11 protein-coding genes are annotated in these 13,353 nt (G+C 72.5%); 3 read left to right on the top strand and 8 right to left on the bottom strand.

From position 1 onward, the window contains the following. Window positions 1-23 precede the first annotated feature (23 nt). Both J421_RS31235 and J421_RS31230 read right to left on the bottom strand, forming a co-directional pair. Window positions 24-1,553 carry a RagB/SusD family nutrient uptake outer membrane protein gene (locus J421_RS31235; RefSeq protein ID WP_025415065.1) on the bottom strand — a complete coding sequence of 510 codons (1,530 nt, stop codon included), beginning with the start codon at window positions 1,551-1,553 and terminating at the stop codon, window positions 24-26. A gap of 64 nt (window positions 1,554-1,617) precedes the next feature. Further along, the gene (locus J421_RS31230; protein ID WP_104023557.1) at window positions 1,618-4,728 is read right to left on the bottom strand and encodes a SusC/RagA family TonB-linked outer membrane protein; all 3,111 of its coding nucleotides are present in this window, start codon (window positions 4,726-4,728) and stop codon (window positions 1,618-1,620) included. A 60-nt stretch (window positions 4,729-4,788) separates the two neighbouring features. Between J421_RS31230 and J421_RS32470 the strand changes: the two genes are divergently transcribed. Then, window positions 4,789-4,974, top strand: coding sequence for a hypothetical protein (locus J421_RS32470; RefSeq protein ID WP_148306663.1), 186 nt, complete (start codon window positions 4,789-4,791; stop codon window positions 4,972-4,974). A 3-nt stretch (window positions 4,975-4,977) separates the two neighbouring features. Here J421_RS32470 and J421_RS31225 read toward each other — a convergent pair whose 3' ends face one another. The 4 genes from J421_RS31225 to J421_RS31210 all read right to left on the bottom strand — a co-directional run bounded on the left by J421_RS31225 (window position 4,978) and on the right by J421_RS31210 (window position 8,839). Continuing rightward, entirely contained in the window at window positions 4,978-6,063 is a 1,086-nt protein-coding gene (locus J421_RS31225; RefSeq protein WP_236646385.1) for a LacI family DNA-binding transcriptional regulator, read from the bottom strand. A 315-nt stretch (window positions 6,064-6,378) separates the two neighbouring features. Further along, window positions 6,379-6,837, bottom strand: a complete 459-nt coding sequence (locus tag J421_RS31220; RefSeq protein ID WP_148306661.1) for a DUF6702 family protein — start codon at window positions 6,835-6,837, stop codon at window positions 6,379-6,381. Next, window positions 6,831-7,439 carry a HupE/UreJ family protein gene (locus J421_RS31215; RefSeq protein WP_025415061.1) on the bottom strand — a complete coding sequence of 203 codons (609 nt, stop codon included), beginning with the start codon at window positions 7,437-7,439 and terminating at the stop codon, window positions 6,831-6,833. Before J421_RS31215 ends, J421_RS31220 begins: the two co-directional genes overlap by 7 nt. After that, a complete protein-coding gene (locus tag J421_RS31210) occupies window positions 7,436-8,839 on the bottom strand; it encodes a tetratricopeptide repeat protein (protein WP_025415060.1) in 1,404 nt (467 codons plus the stop codon). Before J421_RS31210 ends, J421_RS31215 begins: the two co-directional genes overlap by 4 nt. A gap of 130 nt (window positions 8,840-8,969) precedes the next feature. On the opposite strand from J421_RS31210, the gene J421_RS31205 reads away from it, so the two are divergent. Continuing rightward, a complete protein-coding gene (locus J421_RS31205) occupies window positions 8,970-9,464 on the top strand; it encodes a DUF4188 domain-containing protein (RefSeq protein WP_025415059.1) in 495 nt (164 codons plus the stop codon). Between the two features lie 124 nt (window positions 9,465-9,588). After that, window positions 9,589-9,963 carry a hypothetical protein gene (locus J421_RS32465; protein ID WP_148306660.1) on the top strand — a complete coding sequence of 125 codons (375 nt, stop codon included), beginning with the start codon at window positions 9,589-9,591 and terminating at the stop codon, window positions 9,961-9,963. A gap of 31 nt (window positions 9,964-9,994) precedes the next feature. On the opposite strand, the gene J421_RS31200 is transcribed toward J421_RS32465, so the two are convergent. Further along, window positions 9,995-11,068, bottom strand: a complete 1,074-nt coding sequence (locus J421_RS31200; protein WP_025415057.1) for an MBL fold metallo-hydrolase — start codon at window positions 11,066-11,068, stop codon at window positions 9,995-9,997. A 150-nt stretch (window positions 11,069-11,218) separates the two neighbouring features. Beyond that, window positions 11,219-13,342, bottom strand: coding sequence for a penicillin-binding protein 1C (gene pbpC / locus J421_RS31195; protein ID WP_158509010.1), 2,124 nt, complete (start codon window positions 13,340-13,342; stop codon window positions 11,219-11,221). Window positions 13,343-13,353: the final 11 nt, after the last annotated feature.

Raw genomic sequence — 13,353 nt, 5'->3', positions numbered from 1 at the left:
ACGTTGGCCAGCAGCAATCCGGCTCAGTAGCCGGGGTTCTGCGTGAGGAGCGGGTTGGTCTGGATCTGCGTCGCCGGGATCGGCATCAGGATCTTGTACGGCTCCTTCGCCGTCTTGAACTGCCGCGCGGCGGTGTAGACGCCGGCGCGGATCGCATCCTGGCGATACTTGCCCTCGGCCGCGAGCTCGAACTGCCGCTCGGCGAAGATCGCCGTGCGCGCGTCGGCCTGCGACATGCCCGTGTTGAGCGCGGCGAGTCCGACGCGGCGCCGCACGATGTTGACGTCGGCGATCGCGGCCGCCGTCTGACCGAGCTCGTTCTGCGCCTCCGCGCGGATGAGATACATCTCGGCGAGGCGGTAGATCGGGTAGTTGTTCGGGAACGCGTCACCCGAGGGCGCGCTCGACAGCACCGGGAACTTGTACGGCCGCACGCCTTCGTTCTCGTTCGCGGCGGTGATGTTGCCGATCGTGTCCGTGAAGATGAGCGGGTTGCCCTGCCGGTCCGTCGTCGGCTGCCCGGTGTCGAAGCTCCGCTGCGGGCCGACGAGCCACATGCTGCGCCGCGGGTCCGCCGCGTCCCACCGCCGATAGACCTCGGCCGTCGTGGAGAAGCCGTTCCACGGGCCGCCGTTCACGCCCGTCTGGTTGTAGTGCAGGGACCGCATCTGCAGCGACATCCCGAGCCCGGGCTGCGCCGTGTGCTGGACGTAGAAGATGTTCTCCGGCGAGTTGTGATTGTCCGTCGAGAAGTTGCTCTTCCAGTCCGTGGCCAGCGAGTACACGCCGGAGTTGATCACCGCGTTCGCCGCGCTGATCGCGTCCTGCCACCGCGCCGTCCCCTTCGTGAGACCCGCCGCGGTGACGTTGCCGTCGTACACCTGCGCGTTCAGGTAGAGGCTCGCGAGGATCGCGTTCGCGGCGCCCTTCGTCACGCGGCCGGAGAACGCGTCGGGCCACTTCGTCGGCAGGTTCGCCGCCGAGGCCTTCAGCTCCGACTCGATGAACTTGAAGATCTCGTCGCGCGAGGAACGCGGGTACTGCTTCACCTCCGTCGACGTCACGAGCGGCACGCCGCCGAAGAAGTCCTGCAGCACGTAGTAGTACCACGCGCGCAGCGTGCGCAGCTCGGCCAGCGTGGTGTCCTTGCTCGCGCCGCCGGCCGTGTTGATCACGTCGATCATCAGGTTCGCGCGCGCGATGCCGCTGAACATGGCGTTCCACACGCCGTTGATGTCGCCGATGCCGAGCGCGCTGTTCGCGGTCCAGCCTTGCTGGTACTCCTCGACCCAGACGCCGTTGTCGTACCAGTCCGAGCCGCGCGTCGGCACGATCATCTCGCCCGACGAGATCTCGCTGATGTTGTAGTAGTTCTCGACCGTCTGCCGGAGCTGGGCGTACACCGAGGCCACGCCGGCGAGCACCTCGGCGTCGCTGCGGAACGCGTTCGACGGGGTGAGCGCGTCCTTGGGCGTCACCGTCAGGTCGGTGCACGAGAGCGCGCCGACCGCGGGCACGAGCAGGAGGAGAGTCGACGTCGCCGCCCTGCGCATCGATCTCGGGGAGAGTTTCGCCATATGGGTCATCGATTGAGGCTGGAAGGCGAAGGAAGCGACGTCAGAACTGGATGCGCACGCCCGTCGTGAACGTGCGGGCGCGCGGGTACACGAGATAGTCGATGCCGCGCGACGCGCTGCCCGTGATGTCGTCGCCGGCCCGCACGAACACTTCGGGGTCGTAGCCGCTGTAGCCCGTGAACAGCAGGAGGTTGTCGCCCGACACGTAGAGCCGCGCCGGCCGGCTGCCGGCCATGCTCGGCAGGTTGAACGAGTAGCCGAGCGTGACGTTCTGCAGCCGCACGAACGACCCGTCCTCGATCCACTTCGACGAGTAGATCGCGGGCTCCTTGACGCCGATCGGGTCGCTCAGCGCCGAGCGCATGAAGTTGCGCCCCTGGGAGATCGCGCTCTTCGTCGAGTAGACGAGCGCCGTGTTGTTGAACACGTCGCGCCCGAACTCGCCGCGCCACAGCCAGCTCGCGTCGAGCTTGTGCCACGTGAGGTTGCTGCGCAGGCCGAGGCTGAACGCGGGGTTGGCGTCGCCGATGATCGTCTCGTCGTCGGCCGACGGCGCGGTCGTCGTGCCGGCGAGCTTGCGGCTCGTCTCATTCCCCTTCGCGTCGCGCGTCACGTCGTACTTGTTGAACAGCTGCTGTCCCTGCGCGTTCACGCCCACGTACTCGGCGCCCCAGAACGTGCCGACCGGCTTACCGGGGATCAGGCGCTGCGCGAACTTGCCCGACTGCCCCTGCCCGCTCACCACGCCGGTGAGGATGAAGTTCGTGCCCGTGCCAAGGCTCACCACCTCGTTGCGCTCCACGGTGAGCACGAGCCCCGACGACAGCGAGCGCTGCCCGGACTGCCACAGGTCCGCGTCGATCTGCGCCTCGACGCCGCGGTTGCGGATGCTGCCGACGTTCTGGATCTGGTTCGTCACGACCGCCGGCTGCGGCACGGGGACGCTGAGCAGGAGGTCCTTGGTGTCCTTCTGATACAGGTCGAGGGTGCCGGTGATGCGATTGTTCCGGAAGCCGTAGTCGAGACCGACGTTCGTCTGCTGCGCGGTCTCCCACTTCAGGTTGGGATTCGCCACCTGCGCCGCGACGAGGCCGGTCGTGATGCCGCTGCCGAACGGGTAGCGGGCGCCGTTGTCGGCGCGCAGCAGCAGCTCGGTGGCGTACGGCCTAACGGCCTGGTTCCCCTGGCGCCCCCACCCGGCCCGCAGGTTCAGGTTGCTGAAGAAGTTGCCCTTCATGAACCCTTCCTCGCTCAGGTGCCACGACGCCGACACGGCGGGGAAGAGGGCCCACTCGTTCCCCTTCGCGAGCCGCGACGAGCCGTCGTACCGCAGCACGCCGGTGAGGAAGTACTTGTTGTGGTAGCCGTAGTTCATGCGTCCGAAGAACGACGCGAGGAGGCTCTGCTCGCGGTACGACCCGGGCGGCGGGGAGCTGGCCTGGACGCCGGCGCCGAGGTTGTAGACCGAGAACGCGTTCGTGATGAAGTCGTGCGACTCGGCGGTGAAGCCGGTGTTGTCGAACTTCGTGTACTCGTAGCCGCCGACGACGTCGATCTCGTGCGCGTCGGAGAAGTGCGGGGTCCAGGTGAGCAGCTGCTGGAAGTTGATGTTCGTGAGGTCGCGATCCTCCTGCCGCGCGAGGCCGTTCGTCTGCGCGCCGACCGGATTGTCGCGCGGCAGGAACGTGCGACGCACCGAGCCCGCGTAGTCGACGCCGACGGTCGTCTTCGCGGTGAGGCTCGAGAGGAGGCTGAGCGAGCCGCTCACGTTGCCGAGCACGCGGTTCTCGGGCGCGCGGTCGTCGACCTGGGCCGCGAGCGCGACCGGGTTGCGCACCGACTGGCTGCCCGCGCCGAGCTCGTAGTACTTGCCCGTCTTCGGGTCGATGACGGGGAACGTCGGGTTGAACACGGCGACGTTCGTGAACACGCCGCCGGTGAACCCGCCGGTGTTCTCGAACGCGAGGTACCGGTTGTTGACGCGCGACGCCATGAGGTTGGCGCCGAGCTGCAGCTTGCCGTTCAGCGACTGGTTCTGCGCGTTGAGCCGCGCCTGATAGCGCTGCAGGCCGTTGTCGATGACGACGCCGTTCTGGTCGAAGTAGTTCAGCGACGCGCGGTACTGCGTGGCTGCCGAGCCGCCGGAGAACGAGAGGCTGTGGTTCTGGCTGAGCGACGTGCGCGTGATCTCGTCTTCCCAGTTCGTGTTCGCGTTGCCGAGCGCGGCGACCGTGGACTGCGGGACGATGCCGGCCGCGGCCTGCTGGGTGACGAACGCGCGATACTCGTTGCCGGACAGGAAGCCGAGCTTCGACGACGGGGCGGCGGCGGCGACGTAGCCGTCGTACTCCATGTTCGACGAGTTGCGGCCCGTCGCGCCGCGCTTGGTCTCGATGAGCACGACGCCGTTCGCGCCGCGCGAGCCGTAGATCGCCGTCGCGCTCGCGTCCTTCAGCACGGTGATCGACGCGATGTCGTCCGGGCTGATCGCGTTCAGCGGCGAGCGCGGGAGCGACCCGCCGACGCCGTTCGCGCCGCCGGTGGCGACGGTCTGGTCGTTCTGGAGCGGCACGCCGTCGACGACGTAGAGCGGGTCGTTGCTGGCGGAGAGCGAGGTGCCGCCGCGGATGCGGATCTGCGCGCCGGCGCCCGGCTCGCCGTTGTTCAGCGTGACGTTCACGCCGGCGACGCGCGCCGAGAGCATCGCCTGCGCGTTCGGCACGACGCCGACGTTCGCGTCCTCCGCCTTCACGGTGGCGACGGAGCCGGTGATCGCCTCGCGGCGCTGCGTGCCGTAGCCGACGGTCACGATCTCGCTGAGCACCGCGGCGACAGGATGGAGCGCGAACGACACGCTCACCGTGCCGCCGCTCGGCACCGTCACCTCCTGCTCCTGCGCGGTGAACCCGATGCGCGCGGCGCGCACGCGGATCGTGCCGCTCGGGATGCCCGACATGACGAAGCCGCCGTCGTTGCGCGTCAGCGTGCCGCGCTGCGTGCCGACGATGGCGATGGTGGCGTTCGTGATCGGCTGCTGCGCGGTCGAGTCGACGACGCGGCCGGAGATGGTGCCGGTCGCCTGCGCGTGTGCCGCGGCCGACCAGAGCGCGCCGCCGACGGCCGCGAGCATGAGATACCGGACTACTGCCATACGTGTCCTCCAGGGGCTGGAGTGGTCATCGCCCTCACTCGGCCGGACGTGGAGCAACGGGTGCGTCACGTGTGGAACGTGGAGCGGTGCGGCAGCGGCGGGACTTCTCGGTGCGCGGGCGGCGCGCGGCACGGCGGCGCGCGGCACGGCGGCGCGCGGCACGGCGGCGCGCGGCACGGCGGCGCGCGCGACGTGCCTAACGGCCGCGCGGCGGCGGGAGGTCGGCGGCGGCGCCGCGGAGCATGATCGTCACGCCGTCACCACGGTCATGGCGGTGGCCGCGGTGACCGCGAGCCCCACGAGGTCACGCGCGGCATCGGCGCGTGCGGCGTCGAGCAGCGGCATGCGACGGCGCGGCCGCTCGCCCCGCCCCTCCTCGGGCGGCCCACCGCGCCGTGCGCCGCACGACTCGCGCACGACGAGGGTGGGGCGGAGCGTGCGCACCGTCGTCGGCCGCGCCGGCGCCTCGATGCGCTTCAGCAGCAGCTCCGCGGCGCAGCGTCCCATCTCGTAGCCGGGCTGGCGCACGGCGGTGAGCGGCGGGTTGAGCGCGAGCGCCCACGGCATGTCGTCGTAGCCGATGACGGCGATGTCGTCGGGGATGCGCCGACGCAGCACGTGGATCGCCTCCAGCGCGCCGAGCGTCATGAGATTGTTGCCCACGAGGATCGCCGTCGGCGGCTCACGCTGCGCGAGCAGCTCGCGCGTGAGCCGCCGGCCGCTCTCCTGCCGCGAGTCGCCGAAGCGCACGAGCGACGGGTCCACCGCGACGTCACGCTCGGCCAGCGCGCGCTGGTAGCCCTCGTACCGTTCGCGGCTCGTCGACAGGTCGGGGCGGCCGCCGACGAAGCCGATGCGGCGATGGCCGACGTCGAGCAGATGCTCGACGGCTTCCGCGGCGCCGCGCACGTTGTCGGCGACGACGGTGTCGACGGCGAGGCTCGGCATGCGGCGGTCGACGCAGACGATCGGCAGCCCCGCCGCGGCGAGGCGCGCGACGAGCGGCTCCGCTTCCGCGCTCGCCGGCACGATGACGCCGTCGACCGACTCGGCGCGCATCAGCTCGAGGTAGTGCGTCTCGCGTCGCGCGTCCTCGTCGGCGTTGCCGAGGAACAGCATGTAATCGTGGCGCTGCGCGACGTCCTCGACGCCGCGCACGACGTCGGCGAAGAACGGGTTCTCGATGTCGGGGACGACGAGGCCGATGAGATTCGCGCGCGCCGGATCCTTGCGCAGTCGACGCGCGACGCGGCTGGGCTGATAGCCCAGCGCGTCGATCGCGCGCTGCACGCGCTCGCGCGTCGCGTCGTTCACCAGCGAGGACCCGGTGAGCACGCGCGATACGGTCGATACAGAGACCCCGGCCATCCGCCCGACGTCCTTCAACCCCACCATCACGCCCTGGATCTCCGCGGAGTAGGAGGGTCGCGTCCAGGAGATTGCAAACGGTTGCACGAAATTGCCGGCAGGCACGTCGATGTCAAGGGAATGGACGTCCTCTTAACGGACGACGCGCGCGTTGGAACGCTCCAATGACGCAGCCGCACGGACGGCCCGCGCGGAGACACGAGCCGGCCGTCAATCGCGACGGACCAACGCACGACTGGCGAAGTCACAGATGGCGCAGAACTCGGGTCCGCAGCGCGTCGATCACAGCGCCTGCGCGCGCCGCGTCCGCGTGAACAGCGCCGTGCGCCCCGCCGACGACCGCACGACGTTGATCTGATCGGCATAGAGCGTGACGAGCAGATCGTTGGTCACGCGCACACCCGGCCCGCTCGCGGCGCCGCGCAGGCAGAGGTGCGTCATGTCGCCGTGCACCGCCGCGCCGCACGACGCCAGCGCGATCGGACGCCCCGCAGCGTCGGCGAGCGCGAAGTGCGCGCGCACGTACGCGTCCACGCCCCCCGCGCCGCCGGCCGCGCGCAGCAGGTCGTCGGTGTACACGCGCAGCGTCACGGTCGCCGTGCCGCGCGCGACCGCGACGTCGGCGTACGTCACGTGCAGCGGATGCGCGCCCGCCGACGTCGCCGCGACCGCCGACGCGACCGCCGACGCGCAGGCGGCGCCCAGCGCGCCTAACGCGGCCGCCACACGCCGCGTCACCACGGCGCGCGCTCCACCGCCCACCGCGCCGCGACGACGGCGACCGCCGCCGACACGCCGACGACGCGCCACGGGAGCGCGTCGCCCACGCCGCGGCGCGCGACGGCGATGGCCCGATCGAGCAGCGCCAGCGCGGCGAACGCCGCCACCAGCACGACGACCTGTCCGATCTCGATGCCGACGTTGAAGCCGAACAGCGGCAGCGCCACGCGGTCGACGAACACGTCGCGCAGATAGTTCGCGAACCCCGCGCCGTGCACCAGCCCGAACGCGCCGGCGAGCAGCGCACGCACCGCGCGCCGCCGCCCACCGTGCACGCCGACCCCGCGACGGCCGCGCGCGACGTTCGCGATCGCCGTCGCGACGATGGTGACCGGGATGAGGAACTCGACGACGCGCCCCGGGAATCGCACCACGCCGGTCACCGCGAGCGCGAGCGTCACCGAGTGGCCGACCGTGAACGCGCTCACCACCCACAGCGCGGCGCGCCAGTCGCGCGGCCGGTAGATCGCCGCGAGCGCGACGAGAAAGAGGATGTGGTCGACCGCCTCGACGTCGAGGATGTGCCGCACGCCGAGCTGCACGAACGCGAGGAGGTCGCTCATCGGACGGCTCCAGGGCAGGAGGGCAGGAGGGCCGGAGGGCAGGAGCCTTCCCCGTTCCCTCTCCTGCCTTCCTGCCCTCCTGCCCTCGTGCCCTCGATTCGCCGCCGCGCGTCGGCCGCCTGGGTCGGGTGGAACGACGGGTTGAGCGCGAGCGCGCGCGCGAGGTGCGCACGCGCGTCGGCGCGGCCGAGCGTCTGCGCGATCACGCCGGCGTGGTACTCGAGCATCGCGTCCTCGGTCCCCTGCGCGAGCGCGCGCGACATCGCGTCCCACGCCGCGGCGTCCCGGCCGAGCGCGTGCAGCGCCCACGCCTCCACGTCCCACCCGTACACGTCGCGCCGTGTGCGCAGCTCGGCGCGGCTCCGCGCGAGCACGCCGCGCGCGTCGCGCCCGTGGTCGAGCAGGAACAGGCTCCACGCGCGATGCAGCGGCCCGGTCTGCGCGAGCACCGACGCGCGCATGGCATCGGCGAACTGCGCCGCGCGCGCCGTGTCGCCGAGCGCCGCGTAGTCGTCGCTGAGCAGCGCGAGCGTCTGCGGATCGAGCGTCACGGTCACCGCGCGCTCGCCCCACGCGGCCGACTCCGCGTATCGCGCGCGCATCCACTCCAGCCGAGCGAGCGCGCCGAGCACGCGGTAGTCCTTCGGCGCGTCGCCGAGCGCGGCGTGCAGCAGCGAGTCGGCGGAGGCGAGACGGCCATGGCGCAGGTCGTGGTCGGCGAGCCGCAGCCGGAACCACGCGCGCTGCTCCGCGGGCGTCGAGGAGCGCGCGAGCGCGGCGCGCGCCGCGGCGGCGAATCGCGCGCGGGACTGCGTCGAGCGGCCGGTGAGCTCCTCCCATCGCGCGACGCGCGCGGCGACCGTCTCGTCGACCGCGCCGCCGACGACAAGCACGGAGTCGAACAGCGCGCGGGCCTCGTCGTAGCGCCCGAGCTCGAGCGCGATCTCGCCGCGCAGCGCCTCGTAGCTCGGGATGCCCGGCGACTCCGCGTCGAGCCGCGCGGCGAGGTCGTACGCGTCGACGAAGCGATGCTGCGCCATGAGCGCGGAGGCGAGCAGCACCATCGCGCGATCGTTGCGCATGGGCCGGATGCGCAGCGCGACGCGGGCCGCGGAGTCGGCGCGCAGGTAGTCGCCGTAGCTCCCCGTCTCGCGCGCCCGCTGCAGCAGCAGCGAGGCGAGCATCACGCGGTCTTCGGCGCCTAACGGATCCGTGCTGCCGCGCCGGGCCCAGAACGCGATGTCGAGGTCGCGCACCGAGTCGGCATCGACGACGGGCGCCGTGGCCGTGCTCGGCGTCGCGGACGCGGGGCGCGGCCGGGCGGCGAGGCGGCCCACGGCGGCGGGCACGGCGCCGACGGCGAGCAGCGTGAGGACGGTCAAGAGCACGAAGCGGCGCATCGGGTCGGCCTCGGTGAGCGGTGGGGTCGGCCGATCTACGTCGCCACCACGCGCGCCGGATCTGCGCGGCCGCAATCCGCCGGCGGCGGCGCGGCGTACTGTGGGGGCACCCACCGCAGGAGCGTGGCTCGTGGCGACGATCTTTCCGCAGCGCATGACGGCCGAGATCGACGGCGACTTCGTGGTCTTCATCATCGGGATGCGCGTCAACAAGCCGTGGAAGGTCCACAAGTGGCTGCCGGTCGCGCTGGCGATGCCGCGCATGCTGAAGGAGCTCGCCGGCCGGCCCGAGGCCGGGCTGCTCGCCGTGACGCAGGGCGTGTTCTTCCTCGTGCAGTACTGGCGCTCGTTCGAGCATCTCGAGGCGTACGCGCGGAGCCGCGACGCGGCGCACTGGCCGGCGTGGACGCACTTCAACCAGCGGATCCGCGTGAGCAGCGGCGACGTCGGGATCTGGCACGAGACGTATCTCGTGCGCGCCGGCGAGTACGAGGCGATCTACGGCGCGATGCCGCGCGTCGGGCTCGCCCAGGCGGGGCGCCACGTGCCGATCGCCGAGGCGCGGGAATCGGCGCGCGGACGCGTGGAGACCGGGCGCGGGGCGCGCGATCTCGTCCCGAGCTGACCGCGTTGTCGCTTCTTGACGGCAGAATCCGGCGCCGGATGTGACCTAGGGCACAAACGCTGCACTTCGTGGCGGCGAACGGGACCGTCCGGTCTCGTCACTCGCCAGATCAGGAGAGCAGCACATGCGACAGCTCATCCGTCGCCCATCGCGGGCGTGCGTCCCCTTTCTCGTCGTCGCCTTGATGGCGCCGGCCGCGGCCGTGCGCGCCGAGACCCCCGCCACGCCCGCGCCGGCGACGGCACCGCGCTCGGTGATGTACGAGGCGGCCCAGGTCGCCGCGCGGCCGGCGGCGTCGGCTCCGGTGGAGCAGCAGCGCGCCGCGACCGACGCGGTGCGGATGGAGCGTCACGTGGGCGCCGGGAAGAACGCGGCGCTCATGGTCGTCGGCGCGGCCGGGATCATCACGGGCGCCGTGGTGGGCGGCGGTGGCGGCGCCGCGATCGCCATCGGGGGTGCCGCGGTCGGGCTGTACGGGCTCTATCGCTTCATGAAGTAGCGAGTAGCCCGGCCGGGCGGGCCGGCGGTGCCTAACGGCCCGCCGTCCGCGCCTCCTCGTACGCGCGCGGGAACCCGGGCGCGATGAAGTGCACCCAGAGGAGCCCGCGCAGCGTCGGGTCGTCGCCCTCGAACCGGCGCTCCAGATCGTCGAACGCGGTCGTCGCGCGCGCGGAGTCGGGCGTGAGCCCCCGGCGTGCCGCGTCGGCCGCGCGATCGCGCAGCACGACGAGCGCGTCGCGTACGCGGTCGAGGTACGCGAGGTCGCGCTGCACGGGTCCGTGTCCGGGGACGAGCGTGCGCGCGCCGAACGCGTGCAGCCGGCCGAGCACGTCGATCCACTCGCCGATGTAGGAGCCGTAGGCGTACGGGATCGGCGCGACGACGAGATCGCCGGTCGCGAGCAGGCTCGCGTCGGGGATCCAGACGACGACGTCGCCCGCCGTGTTCGCGCGGCCGAGGAACCGCACCTGCACGTCGCGTCCGCCGAGGTGGATGGCGAGGCTGTCGGCGACGGTCACGTCGGGCGCGACGACGCGCGCCGTCTGCCAACCGGGGAACGCCGCGCGCCCGTCGGCGACGGCGAGGCCCAACGCGTACCGCTCGCCGCTCGCGATCGCGCGGTCGGGGCGGAACGGGCTGACGTCGCGCGCGAGCATCGCCTCGTAGCCCTTGTAGACGGCGGTGGAGTCCTGGTGTCCCTTCACGAACCCGGGGCCGCGCGAGCGGATGGAGTCGCGCGTCGCCGGCGCGCTCACGAAACGCACCCCGGGAAACGCGTCCGCGTACTCGGCGTTCCCCATCCAGTGGTCGGGATGCCAGTGCGTGTCGACGACCCACCGCACGGGCCTGTTCGTCAGGCGCCTAACGTCGGCGATCATCTTCCGCGTGAGCGGCGGGAAGTGGCCGGGATCGACGACGAGCGCCGCGCTGTCGCCGACGACGACCAGCGAGTTGCCCGTGACCCACGCGCCGAGGCCCGGCGGCGAGAGGAAGGCGGTGACGCCGGGAGCGAGCGTGACGGTCTCGTAGGACGTCGTCATGGTCGACGGCGGCGGCTGGAGGGCGACGAGCGCCGCGGCGGCGACGAGCAGGAGGGTGCGCATGCGCGGAATGTGCCCTCGCGTCGCAGCGGCTACTTCGGCTGCGTGACGAGAGGCGAGAGGCGAGGGATGTGACGCGTCATCTCCATCGCGTCACCATCATTTCCATACAGCGCTGTATGGCCGTGATGGTAACGCGGTGGAGATGATGCGTCATGGTGTGACCTCGACCCTCGCCCTCGCCGTATCGCCTCGCGCCGACGCGGCCACGATCTCGTGCGCTCCGGGCACGAGCGCCCACCGCTCCCCGTCGTGCCTGACGCCGTCGACCGTCCAGGTCACATGCGCCGCGCCGGGACCCGCGGCCCGCAGACCGATCGTCGCGTACCGCGCCTCGACGCCCACGGGGATCGCATACCGGTCGCCGTCGAGCGGGGAGAGGATGCGGAAGCGCGAGATGCCTAACGATGCGGCGCGCGTGGCGGGGACGGCGCGCGTGCCGGGCCGTGTCGCGGGGAGCGTCGGGCCGTCGCCGGCGGGGTGCGCGCCGTTTCGCGCCCACGCCGCGTACTCGTCGGGGAGGACCACGACGCCGCCCCGCTCCCAGTCGTCGGCGCGCGTGGGCGCGGTGCCGGGCGCGAACCACTCGTCGAGGCGCGCGCACGCGTCGGTCGCGCGGAGCCCGGAGAGCCGACACACCGCGACGCGCTCCGCGCCTAACGATTCGGGCGACGGCAGCGTACCGGGCGACACGCGGCGCGACGCGGCCATGACGGCGCGGTGCAGCAGCGGGCCGGCGCCGGTGACGCCGCTCACGCCCTGCATCGGCTGGCCGCTGAAGTTGCCGGCCCACACGGCGACCGTGAAGCGCGCCGTCGCGCCGACGGCCCAGTTGTCGGTGAAGTGCCGGCTCGTGCCCGTCTTCACCGCGACGGGAAACGGGAAGTCGAACGGCGTGCTCACGCCGAAGCCGGGGATGCGCGCGGAGGCGTCCTGCAGGATGTCGAGCACGAGCGCGCTCGCGAGCGGCGACAGCACGCGCCGCGGTTCGCCGGCGGCGCCCGCACGCCACGTCCACGGCCGCCACACGCCGCCGTTCGCGAGCGCGCGATAGCCGTTCGCCAGCTCCACGAGCGTCACGTCGCCGTTGCCGAGCGCGAGCCCGAGCCCGTAGTGCTCGGCGTCCCTGCCCAACGACGCGAAGCCCGCGAGGTGCAGCGTCTGCAGCAGCGCGCCGGCGCCGAGCCGCGACGCGAGCTCGACGGCGGGGACGTTGTACGAGCTGGCGAGCGCCTCGCGTGCGCGCACGGGGCCGCGGAAGCGGCGGTCGTAGTCGCGTGGCGCGTAGGGACCGGTGGCGGTGGGGTACGCCTTCGGCACGTCGGGCAGCACCGTCGCGGCGGTGTAGCCGCGGTCGAACGCGAGCCCGTACAGGAACGGCTTCAGCGCCGACCCGGGCTGGCGCGGCGACATCACCATGTCGGTCTGCCCGTCGTCGCTCGACCAGAAGTCGGGCGAGCCGACCCACGCGAGCACCTCGCCGCTCGCGTTGTCGAGCACCACCGCCGCTGCCTGTCGTACGCCGCGGTCGCCGAGCATGTCGACGGTGTGCCGCACCTCGCCCTCGAGCTCCATCTGCAGCCCGAGGTCGAGCGAGGTGCGGATCGGCGCACCGCGTCGGTCGGCGGTGCTCCAGGCGAGCACGCGCGTGGTGAAGTGCGGCGCGAGGAACGGCGCGACGCGCGGCGGCACCACGAGCGGCTCGACGCGCGCCCGCGCGACGGTCTCCGAATCCGTCAGGCCGAGTCGACGGAGGCGGCGCAGCGCGAGCAGACGAGCCGCGCGGGCGCGCGCAGGCGACGCGTGCGGGTTGTCGCGCGACGGCGCGTGCGCGATGCCGGCGAGCAGCGCGGCCTGCGCGAGGCTCAGCTCCGACGCCGACGCGCCGAAGTACGCCGCGCTCGCCGCGCCGACGCCGGCGGTGCCCTGCCCGAGCTGCACGCGGTTCAGGTACTCCTCGAGGATGCGCTGCTTGCCGACGTGTGCCTCGAGGCGGAGCGCCCACAGCGCCTGCGCGACCTTCCCCGCGGCGCTCCGGCCGCGCGGGCGCAGCAGCCGCGCGAGCTGCATGGTGATCGTCGACGCGCCGGAGGAGACGCGGCGCGCGCGCACGTTGCGCCACGCGGCGCGCAGCACGGCGCGCGCGTCGATGCCGTGGTGCTCCCAGAAGCGGCGATCCTCCACGGCGACGAACGCGGTGATGACGTCGGGGTCGATGCGGTCGTACGGCACCCACGACGCATCGGTACCGTCGGCGGCGCGGGTGGCGCGCAGCACGGCACCGTCGC

Source organism: Gemmatirosa kalamazoonensis, assembly GCF_000522985.1.
In the GTDB taxonomy this organism is placed as follows: domain Bacteria; phylum Gemmatimonadota; class Gemmatimonadetes; order Gemmatimonadales; family Gemmatimonadaceae; genus Gemmatirosa; species Gemmatirosa kalamazoonensis.
This window is presented reverse-complemented; position numbering and strand designations above follow the sequence as displayed.